This is a genomic window from Blastococcus capsensis, from assembly GCF_030165005.1.
In the GTDB taxonomy this organism is placed as follows: domain Bacteria; phylum Actinomycetota; class Actinomycetes; order Mycobacteriales; family Geodermatophilaceae; genus Blastococcus; species Blastococcus capsensis.
In genome coordinates this window covers 79,517-101,531 of sequence record NZ_JASNNW010000004.1, presented here as the reverse complement: position 1 = coordinate 101,531, position 22,015 = coordinate 79,517, and the positions used below count along the sequence as shown (strand labels likewise).

Sequence of the window (22,015 nt, the reverse complement as noted above, 5' to 3'; positions counted from 1 at the left end):
CAGGACGTCGGGGATGCCTCCGCGGGGCGGCAGAGCCGGAGCGGCGCGGTCGGGAGCTCGCACCGCCCCGACCGGAGGTCGCAGGGCCGTCGTGGACGCGCGCTGCGGCGTCGACCGCCGGGCGCGGCAGGGGCTGTGCACGGGCGCGGCCACACCTTCGATGTGGCAGCCTTGCCGTCCTGCGGCGCGGGGCGCCCGGAGCCGCTGCCCCGGTCATCCTCCGCGCTCGCCAACCGGCGCCTGCCGCAGCGGTGGAGTCCGCGTCCGGGCGACCGCGTCACCGACCACGGAACCCCGTGCGCACGGCGGCGACCACTGCCGCGACCGTGCGAGGGTCCCTTCCGCCGGTCGGCGGAAGGGACCCTCGCACGGTCGGTGCTGCGCAGATCAGCTCTGCTGGGCGTTCTGCCCCACGTAGTACTCGAAGAGCAGGCCGCCGACGGTGATCACGACGGCCACACCACCCATGAGGAGCAGCCAGGAGTACCAGAAGGCGGCGCCCAGGCCGGTCAGCGCCACGGACAACGCCAAGCCGATCGGCCAGTAGCTGGCGGGACTGAAGAAGCCCAGCTCGCCGGCGCCGTCGGCGATCTCGGCATCCTTGCGGTCCTCCGGGCGAGCGTCGATGCGACGGGAGACGAACCAGAAGAACCCACCGATGAGCAGGGTGAGCGTGCCGGAGAGCGCCAGGGCCGTCGTGCCGATGGGCTCCAGCGACCAGAATCCGTAGACGATCGCGGCGACGAAGCAGAACACCGCGATCAGGTTGAAGATCAGTGCCTCGACCTTCACGGCCGTGCCTCCTCGTGCATCTGTGCGATCCGGGAAACGGGGGCGGGAGCGTCAGTCACCGGCGGACTGCAACTGCTCGACGACCTTCGTCTGGATCAGGTCCAGGGGCGTCGTGGTGCTGGCCACGCCCTCCTCGCCGATCTCCTCCAGGGCCTCGTAGGTGCTCAGACCCGACTCGCGGGCGTCGAGGTACGCGTCGTAGTCGTCCGGTGTGACGGCGCGGACCTCGAAGTTCATGTACGCGTGGTAGGTGCCGCAGAGCTCGGCGCACCGGCCGACGTAGGCACCCTCCTCGCGGACGGTCACCTGGAAGACGTTGTCGCGGCCGTTCTCGTTGCCGGGGATGATGTCCAGCTTGAAGAGGAACTCCGGCACCCAGAAGGAGTGGATGACGTCGGCCGATGCCAGGTCGAACTGGACGGTCCGGTCGGTCGGCACCACGAGGATCGGGATCTCCGTGCTGGTACCGACGGTGTCGACCGGCTCGCCGTCAGGTCCTGCCGTCTCGGGGTAGACGAACTGCCAGTTCCACTTGAACGCGTTGACCGCGATCGTGGTGTCGGGCTCCTCGTCACGGTCCAGCACCTCGTTCTGCGTCACCACGGTGAAGAAGAAGAGGCCGGCGATGATGACGAAGGGGATGATCGTGTACACGATCTCCAGCGGCAGGTTGTACGCAGTCTGCCGCGGCAGCTCGTCGCCCTTCTTGCGGTGGGCGATCACCGTGTACGCGATGAGCGCCCACACCACGCCGCCGATGAGCAGGGCCGCGTAGGAAGACCAGATCCACAGCGTGCGCATGGACTCGGCTTGGTCGGTGATGCCCTCCGGCCACCCGAACCGGACGAAGTTCTCGACCCAGAACTCACGTTCGGTGATGGCACATCCGGTGAGGGTCAGGACCCCCAGGAGACCGAGCGCGGCCAGCCGCGCGAGCCTGCTGCCTCGAGCCACTGCTCGCTGCCTCCTCGTCCTCCGCCCGACACCCGGACGGTCCTTCCAGCGGGTCTTCCACCAGTGCTCGGCGGAGTGGATTCCCGCCGATCACAGTGTGGGCCGAGACTAGCCGACCCGCCTCTGGGGCCGACCACCGGAGACGGCCGGGCGGGTCGGACCCGGGGTTCCAGGCCGGCAGGGCGCCGCCCGAAGCGCGGCGGGGCCGGTCACAGGGGCCGGTTCCGCCGGGACGACGGTTAGAGTCGAGGGCGTGTTCACCCGGCTCCTGACCCCGAAATGGGTGCTCCTGCACCTGCTCGTGGTCGCCCTGTTCGTCGCCACGTTCTTCCTCGGCTACTGGCAGCTGTCCAAGGCCGAGGCAGGTGGCGGCGCGGTGAACTGGAGCTATGCGCTGCAGTGGCCGCTCTACGGGTTCATGGGCCTGTGGTTCTACGTGCGCATGGTGCGGGTCGAGCTGCACCGCGACCCGGACGAGGACCGGCCGGGACATGCGGTGGTGCTCTACCAGCGGCCGCGGATCGACACGACCGGCGACCCGGAGATGGCCGCCTACAACGCCTACCTGGCCGAGCTCAACGAGAAGGCCCTGGGTCAGCGGAGCACCGGCAATGGCCGCTGAGCGCACCGCGCCCGCCCGCGACTCCGAGCAGGCCATCGCCGCTGCCCTCCAGCGATACCGGGTCATGGCCACCGTCGTCGGCGTGCTGCTGATCCTGCTGATCTGCGTCGCCGTGCCGCTGGACCACCTGGCCGGCATCCCGGAGCCCTCGACCGTGCTCGGCACCGCGCACGGCTGGCTCTACGCCCTGTTCTTCCTGTCCGCGGTGGATCTCGCGCTGCGCGCGAAGTGGACCCTCAAGGGCACCATCGTGAGCCTCGTCCTGGGGACGATCCCGTTCCTGTCGTTCGTCGCCGAACGCAACGTCACCCGCAAGATGCGCGCCGGCGAGCGCGTCTGACCCTCGCGGCCCCGCCCGCCCTCTCGACCGGAGTCCCGCGCCTCATGTGTGGCCTGCTCGCCTACTTCTCCACCGACGCCGAGCGCGTCACCGACACCACCGTCGCCGCCGTCCGCGGGGCCCAGCACTGCCTGCGGCACCGCGGCCCCGACGAGAACGAGGCCTGGTGGGACGGGCGGGCAGTGTTCGGGTTCAACCGGCTGTCGTTCATCGACATCGAGCACAGCCACCAGCCGATGCCCTACGCCGATGGCCGCTACCGGATCGTCTTCAACGGTGAGATCTACAACTACCTGGAGCTCCGCGAGGAGCTGACGGCCGCTGGGGCGACCTTCGCCACCGAGGGCGACACCGAGGCGATCGTCGCCGGCTACCACCAGTGGGGCGAGGACGTCGTCCACCGGCTGCGCGGCATGTTCGCCTTCCTCATCTGGGACACCGAGGAGAAGAAGGTCTTCGGGGCCCGCGACCCGTTCGGCATCAAGCCGCTGTTCACCGCGCGGCTGGCCGACGGCGCGCTGGTGTTCAGCTCCGAGAAGAAGGCCCTGCTGGAGATGCTCGGCGGCAGCACCGCCGCCGGCGGCGTGGACGGCGCCTCGCTGCAGCACTACCTGACGCTCCAGTACGTGCCGGAGCCCGCGACGCTGCACCGCGGCATCCGCCGGATCGAGAGCGGGACCAGCTTCACCGTCGTCGACGGCGAGCTGCGGACGCAGCGCTACTTCCACCCGACCTTCCCGGTCCGGCCGGTCGCGAAGGACGAACGGCAGGACCTCTACGACCGGATCGCCGAGGTCCTGGACGACTCGGTGCGGATGCACATGCGCGCTGACGTCACCGTCGGCTCCTTCCTCTCCGGGGGCATCGACTCCACGGCGATCGCCGCGCTGGCCAAGCGCTACAACCCCGACCTGATGACCTTCACCGTCGGGTTCGGGCGGGACGGCTTCTCCGAGATCGACGTCGCGGCCGAGTCGGCGGCGGCGATCGGTGTGCAGCACATCACCAAGGTGGTGACGCCGGAGGAGTTCGCCGAGTCGATCCCCCTGGTCGTCTGGTACCTGGACGATCCGGTCGCCGACCCCGCGCTCGTGCCGCTGTACTTCGTCGCCCGCGAGGCCCGCAAGCACGTGAAGGTCGTGCTCTCCGGTGAGGGCGCCGACGAGCTCTTCGGTGGCTACAACATCTACCGCGAGCCCCTGTCGCTGGCCGCGTTCGACAAGCTCCCCCGGTCCCTCCGCCGCGCGCTCGGCACCCTGTCGACGAAGCTGCCCGACGGCATGCGTGGCAAGGACCTGCTCCGCCGTGGCGCCATCCCGCTCGACCAGCGCTACTACGGCAACGCCCGGATCTTCCGGGACGAGGAGCTGACGTTCCTCGAGAAGCGGGACCCCGACCTCTCGCACGTCGCCGTCACCCGGGAGCTGTACGAGCGGACCCGCGCGGCAGGCTACGACGACGTCACCGCCATGCAGTACGTGGACCTGTTCACCTGGCTGCGCGGTGACATCCTCGTCAAGGCAGACAAGATGACCATGGCGAACTCGCTGGAGCTACGGGTGCCGTTCCTCGACCCGGAGGTCTTCCGGGTGGCCTCGACCATCCCGGTCGACCAGCGGGTGACCAAGCAGACGACGAAGTACGCGCTGCGCCGGGCGCTGGAGCAGGTCGTGCCGCCGCACGTCCTCGACCGCCGCAAGCTCGGCTTCCCGGTGCCCACCCGGCACTGGCTGGCCGAGGATCTGCACGACTGGGCGCGGCAGGTCGTCGAGAACAGCCAGACCGACGAATGGCTGGACAAGCAGCAGGTCTTCGCCATGCTGGCGGCGCACCGGAAGAACCAGCGGGCCGGCTCACCGGTCGACTACTCCCGCAAGCTGTGGACCCTGCTGGTCTTCATGATCTGGCACGGGATCTTCGTCGAGGCGCGGATCGAGCCGGTCATCCCGGAGACCGTCTACCCCGTGCGGCTGTGAGCCTCGAACCACCGAGGCCCGGAATCGCGTCGATTCCGGGCCTCGGTGGTGCAACGCTCGCGGCCCCGTCCCGGGTCCCGCCCTGAGCTTGCGAAGGGTGGGAAGGACGGGGTCCTTTCTCAGTTGAACGAGTCGCCGCAGGCGCAGGAACCCTGCGCGTTCGGGTTGTCGATCGTGAAGCCCTGCTTCTCGATGGTGTCGACGAAGTCGATGACCGCACCGCCCAGGTAGGGGCCGCTCATCCGGTCGACGATGACCTCGACGCCGTCGAAGTCGTAGGTCTGGTCACCGTCGAGGAACCGCTCGTCGAAGAAGAGCTGGTACCGCAGGCCGGAGCACCCGCCGGGCTGGACGGCGATGCGCAGCCGCAGGTCGTCGCGGCCCTCCTGGTCCAGCAAGGCCTTGACCTTCGCGGCCGCCGGGTCGCTGAGCACGACGCCGGTGGCCGTGGTGTCCTGCACCGTCATATTCCTGTCCTCTCCCTCCGAGGTGTCCGCGTAGGCGCGTCCTGTCGCGAACGAACGCCGCCGGAACGGCACCTCTTCCCGTGCGCACCCACTGTACGGCTCCGGCCTCGTCCTCCGGGGCTGCCTTGCTCACACACGTAGACTTGGCGGCCGTGAAGCTCCGCCTGCCCGGCCGCCGAAACCACGCCGAGACGCCCGACGCCGCCTCCGGGAGCACCGGTGAGCTGACCGAGCAGCTGGTCAAGGCCGGCGGCAAGGGCCGCCCGACGCCGAAGCGCCACGTGGCCCAGGGCAAGCGGCCGGGCCCGCCGCCGCCTCCGCCGACCACGCGCAAGGAGGCATACAAGCGGATGCGCGCGCAGCAGGCCGCCGGCCGCGCGGAGGCCCGGCAAGGCATGGCCCGCGGGGACGACGGCTACCTGCCGGCCCGCGACCGTGGGCCGGTCCGCAGGCTCGTCCGTGATCTCGTCGACAGCCGCCGCAACATCGGCAGCTTCTTCCTCGCTCTGGCGGCGGTGATGCTGGTCGGCACCCTGGTGCCCAGCATGGCGGTGAAGAGCTACACGAGCTTCGTCGCCGTCGCCTACTTCATGGTGCTGATCATCGACTCGTTCGTGCTCGGCCGGAAGATCAAGCGCACGGTCGCCGGCCGGTTCCCCGGCCAGGACCACAAGATGACGGGTCTGGTCTGGTACGGCATCAGCCGGTCCACCATGATCCGCCGGTGGCGCTTCCCCAAGCCGGAGGTCCCGCTCGGCGCAGAGGTCTGAGCGCCCTCGTGCGGCCCGGCCGCGCGACGGCGCGGCGCGCGTGATGCGCATCACCCTCCTGGGCGCCGCCGACGGCTGACCCAACCCGTGGTGCACCGGCGAGTCCTGCGCCGACGCCCGCCGGCGCGGCGAGTTCCGCCGTCCGACGTCCGCCCTGGTCGACGACGTCCCGCTGCTCGACCTCGCAGCGGCGCCACCACCGGTCGATGTCTGCCTGGCCGGCGTGCACGCCGTGCTGGTCACCCATGACCGTCCCGATCACTGCGCGCCGCTGGTGCTGCTGGCGCGCCAGTGGGTGCGCCGCAGCGAGCCCCTCACCGTGGTCGGCCCCTCGCCCGTGCTCGAGGCGGTCCGGCCCTGGCTCGGTCCGGACGACCCGGTGGAGCTGGTGCCCGTGACCGCGGGTGCGGTGCTGCGCCGGGCCGGCTACGACATCCGCGCGCTCGCCGGTGACCACGAGGTGCCGACCTGGCGCCCGGCTGGTCGAGGACGGGGCGGTGCTGGTCGCCGGGCCCGACCGGGCGCTCGTCTCGCCCGGCGCCTAACGTCGCCACCCGTGGACTTCAGACGCCTCGGCCGCTCCGGCCTGACCATCTCCGAGATCGCGTACGGCAACTGGCTCACCCACGGCGGGCAGGTGGAGGAGGACGCGGCGCACGCCTGCGTGCGCGCTGCCCTGGACGCCGGCATCACCACCTTCGACACCGCCGACGTCTACGCCGGCACCCGCGCCGAGACGGTGCTGGGCGCCGCCCTGGCCGGGCAGCGGCGGGAATCGATCGAGCTGTTCACCAAGGTCTACTGGCCGACCGGTCCCGGCAGGAACGACCGCGGGCTCGGGCGCAAGCACGTCATCGAGAGCTGCCACGCCTCGCTGCGCCGGCTGCAGACCGACTACGTCGACCTCTACCAGGCGCACCGCTACGACGCGTCGGTGCCGCTGGAGGAGACGATGACCGCCTTCGCCGACCTGGTGCGGTCGGGCAAGGCCCTCTACATCGGCGTCTCCGAGTGGAACGCCGAGCAGATCGCCGCCGGGGCGGCGCTCGCCCGCGAGCTCGGCATCCCCTTCATCAGCAACCAGCCGCAGTACTCGATGCTGTGGCGGGTGATCGAGGCCGAGGTCGTGCCGACATCGGAGCAGGAGGGCCTGTCCCAGATCGTCTGGTCCCCGCTGGCCCAGGGGATCCTCACGGGGAAGTACCGCCCGGGCGAGCAGCCGCCAGCCGACAGCCGGGCCGGGCACCCCGAGGCCGGCCAGTCCATGCAGCGGTTCATGACCGACGAACTGCTCGGACGCGTGCAGCAGCTGCGCTCGATCGCCGAGGACCTCGGCCTGTCGATGGCCCAGCTCGCCCTGGCGTGGGTGCTGCAGAACCGCAACGTGGCCGCCGCGATCATCGGCGCGACCCGGCCGGAGCAGGTGCAGGACAACGTCGCCGCGGCCGGGGTCACCCTGGACGCCGACGTCATGACCCGGATCGACGACGTCCTGGGGGACGTCGTGGAGCGCAACCCGGCCAGGACCGCGCGCGGCTGAGGCGAGGTCCCCTGCCGGCTACCGCCGGGAGGGGACCTGCCGCCACAACTCTCGACCTCGAGCAGAGGGTCAGCTGGCGGACAGCCCCATCGGGCCGTAGGCCTTGCGCTCGTCCTCGAACAACGAGACCTGGGCGACCCCGCGGTCCAGCAGCTCGCGCCAGTTCTCGCCCAGCCACGACTCGGCGTCACCCTGGTTGTCGGCCTCCGGGACCTCCACCCCGATCGAGGAGGGCTCGACGGCCGCTCCGGAGCTGTCCTCGAGACGCCAGTGCCAGGTCATGCGGGGCAGGCTAGCGACTTCACGGCGACCCTGCTGTGACCGGTTGCCCGGTTATCCGTGCACGAAGAGGGGCATGACGCTCCATCGACCCACCCGATCCGGAGGACCGATGACTGCACCCCGCCCCGGCACCACCGCAGGCGCCACCCGCGCCGACGAACAACCCTTGCCGGAGAACGCGTCGACCGGGCAACTGGTCGGCCAGCTGACCGAGCAGATCAGCCGCCTGGTCCGCGACGAGGCCCGCCTCGCCCAGGCCGAGATGACCCAGAAGGCGAAGAAGCTCGGCATCGGTGCCGGCCTGTTCGGCGGCGCCGGACTGTTCGCCTTCTTCGGCCTCGCCGTGCTGATCACCACGGCGATCCTCGCCCTGGCCCTCGTGCTGCCTGCGTGGCTGGCCGCCCTGATCGTCGCGGTCGTGCTGTTCGCCGTCGCCGGAGTGCTCGCGCTGGTCGGCAAGAAGGACGTGCAGAAGGGCAGCCCGCCCATCCCCGCAGAGGCCATCGCGAGCACCAGGACAGACATCGCGACCGTGAAGGAGAGTGCACGCCGGTGAGCACGCCGAGCAGTTCCCGCCCCGAGGGTGGGCACGACGGGAATGCCGACGGGCCGTCCGACCCGGACGCGATCCGGGCCGACATCGAAGCGACCCGGGAACAACTGGGACGCACGGTGGACGAGCTCAGCGAGCGGCTGGACGTCCCGGCGCGCGCGAAGGAGAGCGCCTTCCGCGCCCGTGACACCGCCGTGGAGACGTACCGGGAGAACCCGCCTGCGGTGGCGGGCGGGGCCGCCGGACTGGTCGCCGCCGCGCTCGGTCTGCTGACGTGGCGCGCGCGGCGCCGGCGCAAGGCCAGGAGGGCGGCGACCGCCGCGATGGCGGCCGAGGTCCGCGCCGCCGCCCGGCGGGCGGCTGCAGAGGAACGCGCGCAAAGGCGGCGCACCGCGGCACAGCGGATGGCGAAGCAGCGACGTCGTGACGCCCGGCGGATCAAGAAGGCGGCCAAGCGCGCTCGACGTCGGACCATCCTGGGAAGGAACAAGCGGTGAGCAAGGGAGCCAAGCTCGTCTACCGGCCGATCGGCCTGCTGGGCGGCATCGCGGCCGGGGTGGTCTCCGGCGCGGTGTTCAAGCAGGTGTGGCGGATCATCGCGAAGGAGGACGACGCCCCCGGCGCGCTCCAGAGCGAGTACCGGATGCGGGAGGTGGTCATCGCCGCCGCCATCCAGGGTGCGCTCTTCGCCGCCACCAAGGCCGCCATCGACCGCGCCGGCGCCCGCGGCTTCACCAAGCTCACCGGGACGTGGCCGGGCGACTGACCACCCGCGGTGCCCGGGCGCCGTCCCGGGCACCGCGCCCGTTCCCAGCCCACGGCCGGACGACGGCCCAGCTCCCAGGGGGTACACGTCCATGACCGGCACCCGCCCGCGCGAGAGCGCTGCCGACCGGATCCGCCAGCGGGTCGAGGAGAAGGCCGCGCGGCGCGCCGCCGCGGCGACGGCGGCGGCCGGCGGTGGGAACCCCGCCCAGGACCGCCACCCGCTCCCCGCCGACGCTCCCGCCCCGCACGAGCTGCCGGGCATCGACGCCGCGGCCCCCACGCAGATCCCGGCGCGCGGGTGGAAACAGGTCCTCAAGCGCGCCTGGGCGGAGAACAACGCCGACAACATGCCGATCATCGCCGGCGGCGTCGCCTTCTTCGGCTTCCTGGCCATCTTCCCGTCGCTGCTGGCGCTGATCTCCATCTACGGGCTCGTCGCCTCGGAGGAGCGGGCGGCCGCCCAGGTGGAGTCCTTCACCGCCGGCCTGCCCGAGAGCGCGCAGACCCTGATCGAGGACCAGGTCACCGCCATCACCGAGAACGCCGGTGGCGCGCTCACCCTCAGCCTGATCGTCTCGATCCTGGCCGCTCTGTGGAGCTCCTCGGGTGGGGTGAGCAACCTGGTCACCGCGGTCAACATCGCCTACGACGAGGTGGAGACCCGCAACTTCATCAAGCTCCGGGCGCTCTCGCTGGCACTCACCCTCGGCGCGATCGTCTTCGTCATCCTCACCATCGGCCTCGTCGCCGTCCTGCCCGTGGTGATCGACGCACTCCCGCTGGGCGCGGTCGGCACGGTGCTGGCCGAGACCGCCCGGTGGATCGCACTCCTCGCCGTCGTCGCCGGATCGCTGTCGGTCCTCTACCGCGTCGCCCCCGACCGGGACGCCCCCCGCCTCCGGTGGGTGAGCCTGGGCTCGATCGTCGTCACCGTCGTCTGGGCGCTGGTCAGCCTGGGCTTCACCTTCTACGTCAACAACTTCGGCTCCTACGACGCCACCTACGGTGCGATCGCCGGCGTCATCGTCCTGATGCTGTGGCTGTACCTCACCTGCTACCTCGTCCTCCTGGGAGCGGAGATCAACTCCGAGGCCGAGCACCAGACCGCCCAAGACACCACCGAGGGTGAGCCGCAGCCCATGGGACGGCGGGGCGCGGTGAAGGCCGACACGCTCCCCGCCAAGGCAGAACCCGAGAAGGGCGACGGCGACCCGACGCGCAAGAACGCCCCCTGACCGGAGGGCGGCGGCTCAGCGCACGTGCGAAGGCACGAACGGGGGCTTCACGACCTCCACGGCCTGCGGGCGGCCGCGGACGTCCACGGCGAGCTCGGTGCCCTCACTCACCTCGGCCGCCGTGTCGAGCAGGGCCAGCGCGATGCCGGTCTTCAGCGTGGGGGAGAACGTGCCGCTGGTGGTCCCGCCGATCCGGCGGCCGGCCTCGTCCAGGACGGCCATGCCCGCGCGAGGGATGCCGCGGCCGGTGGCGCGCAGCCCCCACAGCAGCCGGACCGGGCCGGCCTCCTTCTCCGCCCGCAGCGCATCGCTCCCCCAGAACGCGGGCTTCCGCCAGCCGACCGCCCAGCCGGCCCGCGCCTGCACGGGGGTGACGTCGCGGGACAGCTCGTGGCCGTGCAGCGGATAGCCCATCTCGGTGCGCAGCGTGTCGCGCGCACCGAGACCGCACGGGCGGATGCCGAGGTCCTGCCCCGCCTCGAGCAGGGCGTCCCACAACTGCTCGGCCCGGTCCGCGGCCACCAGCAACTCGTAGCCGTGCTCGCCGGTGTAGCCGGTGCGGCAGACGGTCACCTCCGCCGCGCCACCCCCGGTGCCCCTGACGAAGGACATGTAGCCGATCTCGCCGGGTAGACCCAGGAGTTCGAGCACCTGCAGCGACCGTGGTCCCTGCACGGCGAGGACGGCCACCTCCGTGTGCCGGTCCTCCACCGCCACCCCCGTCGGCGCGGCGTCGGCCAGCCGGCCCAGCACCTCGGCGGCGTTGGCGGCGTTGGGGACCAGCAGGACGTCGTCGGGGCCGTGCAGGTAGGCGATCAGGTCGTCGACCACGCCGCCGGCCTGCTCCTCTCCGTCGGGCACGCAGCAGAACGTGTACTGCGCCTGACCCGGGCCGATGCGCGACAGATCGTTGGTGAGGCAGGAGTTCACGAACTCCGCGGCCCCCGGCCCGCGCACCGTCCCGGTGCCAAGGTGGGAGACGTCGAACACGCTCACCCCCTCACGGACCGCGGCGTGCTCTGCCAGCACCCCACCCCCCGCGTACTCGATCGGCATCGACCAGCCACCGAAGTCGGCGAACTTGGCCCCGGCGGCGAGGTGCCGGTCCTGGAGCGGGGAGGTCAGCGGGCTCACGCAAGGCACGCTAGCGGTGCCCATACGATCGTGCGGTGCCGCCGACGATCTCTGCCACCGACCACCCGCTCGAGAAGCTGACCGGCGACGCCGTCGTCGTCGCCGTGGGCAAGGGTCCCGACGGGCTCCTACCCACCCCTGGGGCAGAAGCCGTCGACCGACTGCTCGGGGGCCGGCTGTTCCCGGCGCTGGCCGACCTGGGCGCCAAGGGCGCGCAGGACGAGGTCACCCGGCTGCCTTCGTTCGGGCAGGGGCCCTTCCCGGTCGTCGCGGTCGTCGGACTCGGCGCACCCGAGCCGTCCGGCGGCTACCTGCCCGAGACGCTGCGCCGCGCCGCCGGCGCCGCCAGCCGTGCGCTGCGCGGGCGCCGGTCGGTCGTGAGCCTCCTGGCCGCCGTGGGGGGCACCCCGGACGCCGAGCGACTGCACGCGGTGGGCGAAGGCGCCCTGCTCGGGGCCTACGAGTTCACCGCCTACAAGTCGCAGCTGCCCGCGGACCGGCCCACGCCGCCGAGCGAGTTCACCATCGTCGTCCCGGGCGCCGGTGCCGCCGAGGCGGCCCTGCGCCGGGTACGCGCCGTCGCCGACGCGGTGACGCTGGTGCGCGACCTGGTCAACACCCCGCCGAACGACCTCTTCCCCGCCGAGCTGGCCGCACGCGGCGCCGCCGCCGGGGAGAAGCTGGGGCTGACCACCGAGATCCTCGACGAGGACGCGCTCGCGGCCGGTGGGTACGGCGGCATCCTCGCCGTCGGCGGCGGCTCCACCCGCAAGCCGCGCCTGCTGCGGCTGTCCTACACCGGCCCCGGAGCACGCAAGAAGATCGCCCTGGTCGGCAAGGGCATCACCTTCGACAGCGGCGGCATCTCGATCAAGCCCGCCGCGAAGATGGAGGACATGAAGAGCGACATGGCCGGCGCCGCCGCCGTGATCGCCACCGTGTGCCTCGTCGCCCAGCTCGGCCTGCCGGTCGAGGTCACCGCGACCGTGCCCATGGCGGAGAACCTGCCCAGCGGCTCCGCCTACCGCCCCGCCGACGTCGTCACCTTCCGCAACGGCAAGAAGGCGGAGATCACCAACACCGACGCCGAAGGTCGCATCGTGCTCGCCGACGCCATCGCGCGCGCGGCCGAGGACGCTCCTGACGTCCTCCTGGAGACCTCCACGCTCACCGGCGCCCAGACGGTCGCGCTCGGCGGCCGCACCGCCGGCGTCATGGGCAGTGACGACCTGCGCGATGCCGTCATCGTGGCCGCACGGCGCAGCGGTGAGGCCATGTGGCCGATGCCCCTCCCCCCGGAGCTGCGCAAGGGCCTGGACTCGACGGTCGCGGACTTCGTCAACGCGACCACCGACCGGTTGGGCGGCATGCTCGTCGGCGGCCACTTCCTGGCGGAGTTCGTACCGTCCGGACTGCCGTGGGCGCACATCGACATCGCCGGGCCGAGCTACAACACCGGTGCGCCGTGGGGCTGCACGCCCAAGGGCGGCACCGGCGTCCCCGTGCGCACCCTGCTCGCCACCATCGAGGACCTCATCGCCGACTGACAGTGAGGTTGGGGTGTCGTCCCGAGTGAGCCCCGGAGGGGTTCGCGCAGGGACGACGAAGCGGCTCCTCGCGATCGGGGGACGGCACGTGGACGCGGTGCGATCCGGAGGATCGCAGTGTCATAGTCAGTCCGGCTTCTGCCGGAGGTTCCAGTCGCGCATGCGCTGCGGATAGCCGGTGACCTGGGCGTCGTAGACGGGGATCGCCAGCTCGCGGGAGAGCCGGCGGGCCACCTCGGGACCGCCGATGCGCCGGCGGGTCCACTCGCCGTCGGCCGCAACCAGCACGATCGTCGCCTCGGTGACGGCGGTCCGCGGTTCGACGTAGCCCTCGACGCCGCGCCGGCTGGCCACGAACTCCTCCAGGTGCCGGAGATCCTCCCGCTGCGACCCGCGGTCCAGCGTGGCCCGCCCGCCGACGGCGCCCCTGCCCCGGCGCGCGCGCCATCGGTCGAGCAGGCCCATACCCGTCTCCGTCCTCCTCGACGGACGCCGGTGATCACCGCGACGCCCGTGAGAGCAACGGTGGTCCCCACCGGCTCGTTCCCGGAGTGGCAGGATGGGGCACAGCCCCCGCCCGCTCGAGCGGGGCCGCCGCCCGACGCACCTGAGGAGCACCCGTGACCGCACCCGCCTCTCCCGCTGACCTGGTCATCCTCGGGGGTGGTTCGGGCGGCTACGCCGCAGCCTTCCGCGCCGCGGAGCTGGGGCTGGACGTCGTCCTCGTCGAGAAGGACAAGGTCGGCGGTACCTGCCTGCACCGCGGCTGCATCCCCACCAAGGCCCTGCTGCACGCCGGCGAGGTGGCCGACCTGGCTCGCGAGGGCGAGCAGTTCGGCGTCAAGACGTCGCTGGCCGGCATCGACATGGACGGCGTCAACAACTACAAGAACGGCGTGGTCTCGAAGCTCTACAAGGGCCTGCAGGGGCTGGTGAAGGCCCGCAAGATCACCTACGTCGAGGGCGAGGGCCGGCTGGTCTCCCCCACGGCGGTCGAGGTGGACGGTCAGACCTACGAGGGCAAGCACGTCCTGCTGGCCACCGGCTCCTACCCCCGCTCGCTGCCGGGCCTGGAGATCGACGGCACGAAGGTCATCACCAGCGACCACGCGCTGAACCTGGATCGCGTACCCAGCTCCGCGATCATCCTCGGCGGCGGCGTCATCGGCTGCGAGTTCGCCAGCGCCTGGAAGTCCTTCGGCGTCGACGTCACCATCGTCGAGGGCCTGCCGCACCTGGTCCCCCTCGAGGACGAGTCCGCCTCGAAGCTGCTGGAGCGCGCGTTCCGCCGGCGCAAGATCGCCTTCGAGCTCGGGAGCCGCTTCTCCGGCGTGCAGACCACGGACAACGGCGTCAAGGTGTCGCTGGAGAACGGCAAGGAGATCGAGGCCGAGCTGCTGCTCGTCGCCGTCGGCCGCGGCCCGGTGAGCTCGGGCATCGGCTACGAGGAGGTCGGCGTCGCCATGGAGCGTGGCTACGTCCTCGTCGACGAGTACATGCGCACCAACATCCCCACCATCTCCGCCGTCGGCGACCTCGTACCCACCCTGCAGCTGGCCCACGTCGGCTTCGGCGAGGGCATCCTCGTCGCCGAGCGGGTGGCCGGGCTCGAGCCGGCACCGATCGACTACGCCGGTGTCCCCCGGATCACCTACTCCGACCCCGAGGTCGCCTCGGTCGGGCTCACCGAGGAGCAGGCCAAGGAGCGCTACGGCGAGGTCAAGACCCTCACCTACGACCTCGCCGGCAACGGTCGCAGCCAGATCCTCAAGACCACGGGTGCGGTCAAGCTGATCCAGGCCCCCGACGGCCCGGTCGTCGGCATCCACATGGTCGGCAGCCGCGTCGGCGAGCTCATCGCCGAGGCCCAGCTCATCTACAACTGGGAGGCCGAGGCCGACGACGTCGCCAGCCTCATCCACCCCCACCCGACCCAGAGCGAGGCACTCGGCGAGGCGCACCTCGCGCTGGCCGGCAAGCCCCTGCACGTGCACGGCTGATCGATCACTCCCCCATCCCCGCACCGCGCCAGAAGGAGTCCTCCCCCGATGCCGACGTCCGTCACCATGCCCGCCCTGGGCGAGAGCGTCACCGAGGGCACGGTCACCCGCTGGCTCAAGCAAGAGGGTGAGCAGGTCGAGGTCGACGAGCCCCTCCTCGAGGTCTCGACCGACAAGGTCGACACCGAGATCCCGTCGCCGGCCGCCGGCGTGCTGACCAGGATCCTGGTGGCCGAGGACGAGACCGTGGAGGTCGGCGCGGAGCTGGCCGTCATCGGTGGCGACGGCGGTGGCGACGCCGCCCCGCCCGCCTCGGCGGAGGACGCCGACACCACGCCGCAGACCCCTGACCAGCAGGTCGAGGACGCCGCCCCTGAGCCGCAGCAGGAGGAGCAGCCCGCCCCGCAGGACGAGCCGGCGACCGCGTCGGCGGACAGCGGTGGCGGTGGCGGTGGCGGTGGCGGTGAGGGCACCCCGGTGACCATGCCGGCCCTCGGCGAGAGCGTCACCGAGGGCACCGTCACCCGCTGGCTCAAGGCCGTCGGCGACGAGGTGACGGCGGACGAGCCGCTGCTCGAGGTCTCCACCGACAAGGTCGACACCGAGATTCCTGCTCCGGTCAGCGGAACCCTGCTCGAGATCACCGTCAACGAGGACGAGACCGTCGACGTCGGCGCCCAGCTCGCCGTCATCGGCACCGGTGCCGCCGGCGGCGGATCCGCTCCCGCTCCCGCACCGCAGCAGGAAGCCGCGGAAGAACAGGCTCCTGCCGCTCCGGAGCCCCAGGCCGCCCCGGCGGCCAAGCAGGCCACGACCGAGACGTCGCAGCCCGGTGGCGACTACGGCGCCAGCGGCGCCCAGCCGGCCGCCTCGCCGACGCCCGCACCGGCGCCCCAGGTGGCACCCCAGGCGCCGTCCACTTCCGCTCCGTCGGGCGACGGCGACGGCGACGGCGGTGGCGGTGGCGGTGGCGGTGGCGGTGGTCAGTACGTCACGCCGCTGGTGCGCCGCATGGCCGCCGAGAACGGTGTCGACCTGAACACCGTCTCGGGTACCGGCGTCGGTGGCCGGATCCGGAAGCAGGACGTGCTCGCGGCGGCGCAGAAGTCCGCCGCCCCGGCCGCGTCCGCCCCGGCACCGTCGAGCTCGACCGGCACCCGGACCCCGTCCCCGGCGGCCACGCCGGACACCTCGGTCCGCGGCCGCACGGAGAAGCTGTCCCGTCTCCGCACGGTCATCGCCAAGCGCATGGTGGAGTCCCTGCAGGTCAGCGCGCAGCTCACCACCGTCGTGGAGGCCGATGTCACCCGCATCGCGCAGCTGCGGCAGCAGGCGAAGGGCGGCTTCGAGGCCCGCGAGGGCGTGAAGCTGTCGTTCCTCCCGTTCTTCGCGAAGGCCGCCGTCGAGGCGCTCAAGCAGCACCCGTCGGTGAACTCCTCGATCGACCTCGAGGCGGGGACGGTCACCTATCACGACGCGGAGAACCTCGGGGTCGCCGTCGACACCGAGCGGGGCCTGCTGGTGCCGGTGATCCACGGCGCCGGCGACCTGAGCCTCGGCGGGCTCGCCCGCAAGATCAGCGACCTGGCAGAGCGCACCCGCACGAACAAGGTGACGCCCGACGAGCTGGGCGGGGGCACGTTCACGCTGACCAACACCGGCAGCCGCGGCGCGCTCTTCGACACGCCGATCATCAACCAGCCGCAGGTGGCCATCCTCGGTACCGGCTCGGTGGTGAAGCGCCCGGTCGTCGTCCAGGACGCCGAGCTGGGCGAGGTGATCGCGGTCCGGTCGATGGTCTACCTGGCCCTCACCTACGACCACCGGATCGTCGACGGCGCCGATGCCGCCCGCTTCCTCACCACGGTGCGGGAACGGCTCGAGGCCGGCCAGTTCCACGGTGAGCTCGGCCTCTCCTGATCGACACCCGCTCGGGGCCCCGGTGACCACCGGGGCCCCGAGTCCGTTGTGCCCTCCGAACACGCGCCCGCCGGGGAGTGCCGCATGAAGATCGCCGTCGCCGGGGCCTCCGGGCTGATCGGCAGCGCCCTGCTGCCCGCGTTGCGCGCCGACGGGCACGAGGTCGTGCAGCTGGTCCGCCGCACGCCGCGGACCGCCGCGGAGCACCGCTGGGATCCCCAGCACCGGCGGATCGATCCCGCCCTGCTCAGGGACGTCGACGCGGTCGTCAACCTGGCCGGCGTGGGTGTCGGCGACCGCCGGTGGAACGAGCGGCACAAGCAGGCGGTGCTGACCAGCCGCGTGGACTCGACGGCCACCCTCAGCCAGGCGCTCGCCGATGCGGTCGGGGCCGCCCCCGACCGGCCACGGGTGCTGCTCAACGCCTCGGGGGTCGGCTGGTACGGCGACACGGGTGACCGGATCGTCGACGAGGCCGCACCGGCCGGCGACGACTTCCTCGCCCGCGTCTGCGTCGCATGGGAGGACGCCACCCGCCCGGCCGCGGACGCGGGCGTGCGGGTGGTGCGGCTGCGCACCGGCCTGGTGCTCGCGCGTGGCGGCCTGCTCGGCCGGATGCTGCCCATCTTCCGGGCCGGACTGGGCGGCCGGCTGGGGTCCGGCAGGCAGTACATGCCCTGGATCAGCCTGTACGACGAGGTCGCGGCGATCCGGTTCCTGCTCACCCGTCCCGTCTCGGGGCCGGTCAACCTGTGCGGGCCGGAGCCGGTGACCAACGCCGAGTTCACGGCGGCTCTGGGCCGGGTCCTGCACCGGCCTACGGCGCTGCCCGTCCCCGGCCCCGCGCTCTGGGTGGTGCTGGGTGAGTTCGCCCAGGTCGGAGCCCTGGCGGGCCAGCGCGCCGTGCCCGCAGAGCTGACCGGAGCCGGCTTCCGGTTCCGGCACGCCGACGTCGATGCCGCCCTCCGGGCCGCCGTCGCCCGGGAGTGACCGGCGGCGCCGCGGCCGGTCAGCCGATCCGTTCGGCCGACTCGATCCGCCATCCGGAGGGGGTGCGCGCCAGCGTCATCCGGACCTCGGCGTCCGGCCGGCCGGGCACCGTGCGCAGCACCTCCCCGTCCGGGCGTCCGGCAGGCACCACGCGGTAGTCCGGCCAGCGGTCGGTCAGCCGGAGCTCGGCCCGCTCCCCCGTGCTCGAGACGACGGCGAGCTCGACGACGGCCGGGGCGAACCCGCTGAGCTGCTCGCCCGCCGCGGCGAGCGTGCGGGCGTGCTCGGCATCGGCGGCCTGCAGAGGGCTTCCCGGGGCGTAGACCTCCCCGAGCACCGCCAGGTCACCGCTCAGCGCCTCGGCCCGTCGGGCGTACAGCTCCGTGACCAGAGCGCGCCAGTCGTCGGCGGTCACCGGATCCGGGATTCCGGCGACCACCGGGGACGGGGACGGCGGGAGGACGTCCGGCGGGGTGACCGGCTCCGACGACGCGGGGGCGGCGGAGGTCGCCGCGGCGACGGACGTGCCCGGGGCGCCACTGCTCCCGGCCCAGCGGGTACCCGCCCAGGCGGTGACGGCCAGCGCCGCCAGGACCAGCGCCGCGACGAGCAGCACCCGGGCCGGCGGACCGCTCGGCCGGGCCGCGGCGACGCCTCTCGCCCGGCGGTGGGACCGTGCCGTGGGACCGACGATGGCCGGGGCCGGCCGGGGGCGGCGGCCGGGCACCACGTGGGTGAGCTCGGACCGCCGGCCGGGACGGCCGGCTCCGGCCGCGCCGGCCGTCGCGGACAGGGCCACGGGCTCCGGCCGGCACGCGCGCCGGAGGTCCAGCGCGAAGGCTGCGGCGCTGCCCCGGTCGAGCGGATCCGACGCGAGGCCGCGGGAGATGACCGCGACCAGCTCCGGTGGCGCCTCGGGGGCGAGTTCGGTCAGGTCGGGGATGTGGCCGGCAGAGGCCACCGCGAGGGTGTCGGCCGGGGTCGCCGCGTTCCAGGGTGCGATCCCGGTGAGCGCGTGGAAGGCCGCCCCGGCGACACCGAAGACGTCGGAGGCAGGCCCCGGGGCGCCGCCACGGGCGACCGCCGGGTCGACGTAGGCGGGAGTGACCTCGGCGGCCGCCGTCTCCCCCAGCACCCTGGCGACCCCCAGATCGGTGAGCACCGGGCGACCTTCGGCGGTGAAGACGATGTTGCCCGGCGACAGGTCGCCGTGGACTACGCCGTTCCCGTGCGCGTGCGCGAGGGCTGCGGCCACCGGGGCCATGGCCGTCACGACTTCGCCCGGACGCAACCGGCCGCGCCGGCCGAGCAGGTCGGCGAGGCTGCCCCCGGCGAGCAGCTCGAGCACCAGTGCCACTCGCGGCGCCCCGCCGCGGCGGGGCTGGTGGACGACTTCGTGCAACCGGACCAGGTGCGGGTGATCCAGCTCCCCGAGCAGCGCAGCCTCGCGCGCCTGCCGCTCCGGGTCCCCGGCGACCAGCACCTTCACCGCGACCGGCGCCCCGCCCTCCCGCGGAACGGCCCGCCACACCTCCCCGGAGCCGCCCCGCCCCAGCAGCGCCTCGAGGGTGTAGCCGGGAACGGCCGGCGGCCGGCTGGCGCCCGGCTCTCCGGGCGGGACGACGGCGGACATGACGGGGAGAGTAGGGCGGTCGGCGCATCCGCCGCTGCGGCTGTCCACAGGCCCGGCCGCCGTCCCCGAGGACCCGTCCAGGCGGTTGGCCACGGCCGCCGCCGGTTACCTTCGGACGGTGTCGTTGCCGCTGCGGGCCGAGGTCCTCGTCGTGGGGGCGGGGCTGGCAGGGCTGTCGGCGGCGACGCGGCTGGCCGGGGCCGGCCTGGACGTGCAGGTGCTCGAAGCAGGTGGGCACGTCGGCGGGCGCGTCGCGAGCCAGCGCATCGACGGTTTCGTCGTCGACCGCGGATTCCAGGTCTTCAACACCGGTTACCCCAGGGCTGCCGATTTCGACCTGCCCGCCCTGGAGCTCGGCTGCTTCGAGCGGGGGGCGGTGCTCCGGGTCGATGGCCGCGTGCACCGGGTCGTCGACCCCCGGCGGCGCCCCGCCGCGGCGCCGGGCACGGCGGCAGCGCCACTGGGGTCCCTCCGGGAGAAGGCCGCCCTGGTCGCCTTCTCCGCCCGCGCCGGGTACGCCCCCGTCGGCCACCTGCTCCGGACTCCGGACGAGCCGGCGGTACGGGCGCTGCGCGCGGCGGGCGTCGGGGACGCCGCCGTGGCCCGCTTCCTCAGGCCCTTCCTCGCCGGAGTCCTGCTCGAGGACGAGCTGGCCTCCTCCAGCCGGTACGTGCGCCTGCTCTGGCGCAGCTTCGTCCGGGGGGCCACCGGGCTCCCGGCCGACGGCATGCAGGCCATCGGCGCACAGCTGGCTGCCCGCCTCGGCCCCGGGCGGGTGCACCTGCACACCGCCGTCCGCTCGGTACGCCCCGGAGCGGCGGTCACGGACGACGGCACGTGGCGGGCCGACGCCGTCGTCGTCGCGACCGATCCCGTCACGGCGGCCGGGCTGCTCCCTGCTGTCGACGCCGCCGCACCCCGGCAGGTCACCACGCACCTGCACGTGCTGCCCGAGTCTCCCTGGCCGACGCCGCTGATCGTGCTGGGGCAGCCGGGTGGCCGGCTGGTCAACAGCGCGGTGGTCTCCGATGCCCAGCCCCGGTACAGCCCCGACGAGCGCGCGCTGGTCGCCAGCTCCACCCTCGACCCGACCCCGGAGGCCGAGGTGCGCGCCGAGGTGGCGGCGGCCCACGACGTGTCGCCGTCGGATCTCGAGCACCTCACCTCGGTCACGGTGCGCGGCGCCCAGCCGGCTGCGCTGCCGCCGCTGCAGCTGCGCCGCCCGGTCGACCTCGGGGACGGCCTGTTCGTCTGCGGTGACCACCGGGACACGCCGTCCATCCAGGGCGCGATGGCCAGCGGCGCCCGCGCGGCGCGCGCCGTCCTCGGCGTGCTCCGCCGCCCCGGGCCACCCGCCCGGCGGAGCACCGGCTGATGCCCGCGAGCGCACCTACGATCCCGGCCTCCCCGGCGGCCACGCCACCGACGACGGTGCCCGGGCTGGTCCACCGGGGCACCGAACTGGTGGAGGCGGTGGCCGCCGCGCCGGCGCGGCGGCCTACCGGGTGGAGCGGGGCCCCGACTCCACCGCGGTGGAGCCCGCCTCGAGCCGCGACGACCCGCCCGAGCCGGGCATAGGCTGGGCCACGTGAGCGAACTGCGGGTGGTGCGCGCCGGGACCGTTCCCTACGAGGAGGCCTGGGACCGGCAGCGGGAGCTGCACGCCCAGCGGGTGGCCGGCGAGATTCCCGACACCCTGCTGCTGCTCGAGCATCCGTCGGTCTACACCGCCGGCCGGCGCACCGAGCCGCACGAGCGGCCGTTCGACGGCACGCCGGTCATCGACGTCGACCGCGGCGGCAAGATCACCTGGCACGGGCCGGGCCAGCTGGTGGGCTACCCGATCGTCGCGCTGCCCGACCCGGTCGACGTGGTCGCCTACGTGCGCCGGCTCGAGGAGGCGCTGATCGAGGTCTGCGCGGGGTTCGGTCTGACCACCGGCCGGGTCGAGGGCCGCAGTGGCGTCTGGGTGGCCGCCGACGCACCGGGCTCCGGCTCCCGTCCGGAGCGGAAGGTCGCCGCGATCGGGGTCCGGGTCGCCCGCGGCGTCACGATGCACGGCTTCGCGCTCAACTGCGACCCGGACATGACCGCGTTCAGCAACATGATCCCCTGCGGGATCCCTGACGCCGGAGTCACGTCGCTGTCGGCGGAGCTGGGCGGCCCGATCACCACCGCTGAGGCCGTCGGGCCCGTCGCGGCTGCGATGCGCGCCGTCCTCACCGTCGGCGAGACCGCCGCGGCGCGCTAGCGGTTCCGCCCGGATCGCGGATGTCTTAGCGCTCAGGTGGATCCTCCGCCCCCGAGGAGGACCGCCATGCCCAGGACCGAGCCGTTGCCGCGCGAGTCGCTGCCGCAGTACGAGGACACCTTCCGTGCCGTGGACAGCTCGAGCGCTCGCCGCTGGCCTGGGCCGCCGACCACCTGCAGGATGCCGGCTGGGAAGGCGGCAAGCACGCGGAGTCCTGACGGTCCCGCGTGCCGGTGGGCGG

At 73.1% G+C, this 22,015-nt stretch carries 23 protein-coding genes; 15 read left to right on the top strand and 8 right to left on the bottom strand.

The features are described from left to right. Nucleotides 1-387: 387 nt before the first annotated feature. Together QOZ86_RS05270 and ctaC are read right to left on the bottom strand one after the other, a co-directional pair. Entirely contained in the window at nt 388-792 is a 405-nt protein-coding gene (locus QOZ86_RS05270; RefSeq protein ID WP_284490912.1) for a cytochrome c oxidase subunit 4, read from the bottom strand. Between the two features lie 51 nt (nt 793-843). Then, a complete protein-coding gene (gene ctaC, locus QOZ86_RS05265) occupies nt 844-1,746 on the bottom strand; it encodes an aa3-type cytochrome oxidase subunit II (protein ID WP_284490911.1) in 903 nt (300 codons plus the stop codon). A gap of 253 nt (nt 1,747-1,999) precedes the next feature. Between ctaC and QOZ86_RS05260 the strand changes: the two genes are divergently transcribed. Genes QOZ86_RS05260 through asnB form a run of 3 tightly spaced genes read left to right on the top strand, consistent with a single transcriptional unit; the run spans nt 2,000 to nt 4,684 of the window. Then, on the top strand, nt 2,000-2,368 hold the full coding sequence (locus QOZ86_RS05260) for a metalloprotease (protein WP_284490910.1): 369 nt from the start codon (nt 2,000-2,002) through the stop codon (nt 2,366-2,368). Next, complete coding sequence (locus tag QOZ86_RS05255) at nt 2,358-2,708, top strand: DUF3817 domain-containing protein (RefSeq protein WP_284490909.1); 351 nt, start codon at nt 2,358-2,360, stop codon at nt 2,706-2,708. The genes QOZ86_RS05260 and QOZ86_RS05255 overlap by 11 nt, the downstream gene beginning before the upstream one ends. 44 nt (nt 2,709-2,752) lie before the next feature. Beyond that, nucleotides 2,753-4,684, top strand: coding sequence for an asparagine synthase (glutamine-hydrolyzing) (gene asnB, locus QOZ86_RS05250; protein WP_284490908.1), 1,932 nt, complete (start codon nt 2,753-2,755; stop codon nt 4,682-4,684). Nucleotides 4,685-4,803: 119 nt separating this feature from the next. On the opposite strand, the gene QOZ86_RS05245 is transcribed toward asnB, so the two are convergent. After that, entirely contained in the window at nt 4,804-5,151 is a 348-nt protein-coding gene (locus QOZ86_RS05245) for a HesB/IscA family protein (protein ID WP_284490907.1), read from the bottom strand. Nucleotides 5,152-5,303: 152 nt separating this feature from the next. Between QOZ86_RS05245 and QOZ86_RS05240 the strand changes: the two genes are divergently transcribed. Next, nucleotides 5,304-5,921 (top strand): DUF3043 domain-containing protein, encoded by a 618-nt coding sequence (locus tag QOZ86_RS05240; RefSeq protein ID WP_284490906.1) that lies wholly within the window; start codon nt 5,304-5,306, stop codon nt 5,919-5,921. Between the two features lie 154 nt (nt 5,922-6,075). After that, nucleotides 6,076-7,461 carry an aldo/keto reductase gene (locus tag QOZ86_RS05235; RefSeq protein WP_348637948.1) on the top strand — a complete coding sequence of 462 codons (1,386 nt, stop codon included), beginning with the start codon at nt 6,076-6,078 and terminating at the stop codon, nt 7,459-7,461. A 69-nt stretch (nt 7,462-7,530) separates the two neighbouring features. Here the strand turns inward: QOZ86_RS05235 and QOZ86_RS05230 are convergent, their stop codons facing one another. Continuing rightward, a complete protein-coding gene (locus tag QOZ86_RS05230; RefSeq protein ID WP_284490904.1) occupies nt 7,531-7,743 on the bottom strand; it encodes a hypothetical protein in 213 nt (70 codons plus the stop codon). A gap of 109 nt (nt 7,744-7,852) precedes the next feature. Here QOZ86_RS05230 and QOZ86_RS05225 point away from each other — a divergent pair, with 109 nt between their 5' ends. The 4 genes from QOZ86_RS05225 to QOZ86_RS05210 all read left to right on the top strand — a co-directional run bounded on the left by QOZ86_RS05225 (nt 7,853) and on the right by QOZ86_RS05210 (nt 10,299). Continuing rightward, nucleotides 7,853-8,299, top strand: a complete 447-nt coding sequence (locus QOZ86_RS05225) for a phage holin family protein (protein WP_284490903.1) — start codon at nt 7,853-7,855, stop codon at nt 8,297-8,299. Continuing rightward, nucleotides 8,296-8,793, top strand: coding sequence for a DUF3618 domain-containing protein (locus tag QOZ86_RS05220; protein WP_284490902.1), 498 nt, complete (start codon nt 8,296-8,298; stop codon nt 8,791-8,793). Before QOZ86_RS05225 ends, QOZ86_RS05220 begins: the two co-directional genes overlap by 4 nt. Next, nucleotides 8,790-9,062, top strand: coding sequence for a DUF4235 domain-containing protein (locus tag QOZ86_RS05215; RefSeq protein WP_284490901.1), 273 nt, complete (start codon nt 8,790-8,792; stop codon nt 9,060-9,062). The genes QOZ86_RS05220 and QOZ86_RS05215 overlap by 4 nt, the downstream gene beginning before the upstream one ends. Nucleotides 9,063-9,153: 91 nt before the next feature. Beyond that, nucleotides 9,154-10,299: a YihY/virulence factor BrkB family protein gene (locus QOZ86_RS05210; RefSeq protein ID WP_284490900.1), complete on the top strand. Its 1,146-nt coding sequence runs from the start codon at nt 9,154-9,156 to the stop codon at nt 10,297-10,299. 15 nt (nt 10,300-10,314) lie between these two features. Here the strand turns inward: QOZ86_RS05210 and gcvT are convergent, their stop codons facing one another. Next, nucleotides 10,315-11,433: a glycine cleavage system aminomethyltransferase GcvT gene (gene gcvT / locus QOZ86_RS05205; protein ID WP_284490899.1), complete on the bottom strand. Its 1,119-nt coding sequence runs from the start codon at nt 11,431-11,433 to the stop codon at nt 10,315-10,317. A 35-nt stretch (nt 11,434-11,468) separates the two neighbouring features. Between gcvT and QOZ86_RS05200 the strand changes: the two genes are divergently transcribed. Next, the gene (locus QOZ86_RS05200) at nt 11,469-12,980 is read left to right on the top strand and encodes a leucyl aminopeptidase (protein WP_284490898.1); all 1,512 of its coding nucleotides are present in this window, start codon (nt 11,469-11,471) and stop codon (nt 12,978-12,980) included. Nucleotides 12,981-13,106: 126 nt separating this feature from the next. Here the strand turns inward: QOZ86_RS05200 and QOZ86_RS05195 are convergent, their stop codons facing one another. Continuing rightward, a complete protein-coding gene (locus QOZ86_RS05195; RefSeq protein ID WP_284490897.1) occupies nt 13,107-13,445 on the bottom strand; it encodes an oxidoreductase in 339 nt (112 codons plus the stop codon). Between the two features lie 155 nt (nt 13,446-13,600). On the opposite strand from QOZ86_RS05195, the gene lpdA reads away from it, so the two are divergent. The 3 genes from lpdA to QOZ86_RS05180 all read left to right on the top strand — a co-directional run bounded on the left by lpdA (nt 13,601) and on the right by QOZ86_RS05180 (nt 17,890). Further along, nucleotides 13,601-14,980 (top strand): dihydrolipoyl dehydrogenase, encoded by a 1,380-nt coding sequence (lpdA, locus tag QOZ86_RS05190; protein ID WP_284490896.1) that lies wholly within the window; start codon nt 13,601-13,603, stop codon nt 14,978-14,980. 48 nt (nt 14,981-15,028) lie between these two features. After that, on the top strand, nt 15,029-16,900 hold the full coding sequence (gene sucB, locus QOZ86_RS05185; protein ID WP_284490895.1) for a 2-oxoglutarate dehydrogenase, E2 component, dihydrolipoamide succinyltransferase: 1,872 nt from the start codon (nt 15,029-15,031) through the stop codon (nt 16,898-16,900). A gap of 84 nt (nt 16,901-16,984) precedes the next feature. Continuing rightward, nucleotides 16,985-17,890 (top strand): TIGR01777 family oxidoreductase, encoded by a 906-nt coding sequence (locus tag QOZ86_RS05180; protein ID WP_284490894.1) that lies wholly within the window; start codon nt 16,985-16,987, stop codon nt 17,888-17,890. Between the two features lie 19 nt (nt 17,891-17,909). Here QOZ86_RS05180 and QOZ86_RS05175 read toward each other — a convergent pair whose 3' ends face one another. Next, complete coding sequence (locus QOZ86_RS05175; protein WP_284490893.1) at nt 17,910-19,523, bottom strand: serine/threonine-protein kinase; 1,614 nt, start codon at nt 19,521-19,523, stop codon at nt 17,910-17,912. Nucleotides 19,524-19,641: 118 nt separating this feature from the next. Here QOZ86_RS05175 and QOZ86_RS05170 point away from each other — a divergent pair, with 118 nt between their 5' ends. Beyond that, on the top strand, nt 19,642-20,898 hold the full coding sequence (locus QOZ86_RS05170; RefSeq protein ID WP_284490892.1) for an NAD(P)/FAD-dependent oxidoreductase: 1,257 nt from the start codon (nt 19,642-19,644) through the stop codon (nt 20,896-20,898). A 213-nt stretch (nt 20,899-21,111) separates the two neighbouring features. Then, nucleotides 21,112-21,774: a lipoyl(octanoyl) transferase LipB gene (gene lipB / locus QOZ86_RS05165; RefSeq protein WP_284490891.1), complete on the top strand. Its 663-nt coding sequence runs from the start codon at nt 21,112-21,114 to the stop codon at nt 21,772-21,774. A gap of 32 nt (nt 21,775-21,806) precedes the next feature. On the opposite strand, the gene QOZ86_RS05160 is transcribed toward lipB, so the two are convergent. Beyond that, a complete protein-coding gene (locus QOZ86_RS05160; RefSeq protein WP_284490890.1) occupies nt 21,807-21,980 on the bottom strand; it encodes a hypothetical protein in 174 nt (57 codons plus the stop codon). Between the last annotated feature and the right edge of the window lie 35 nt (nt 21,981-22,015).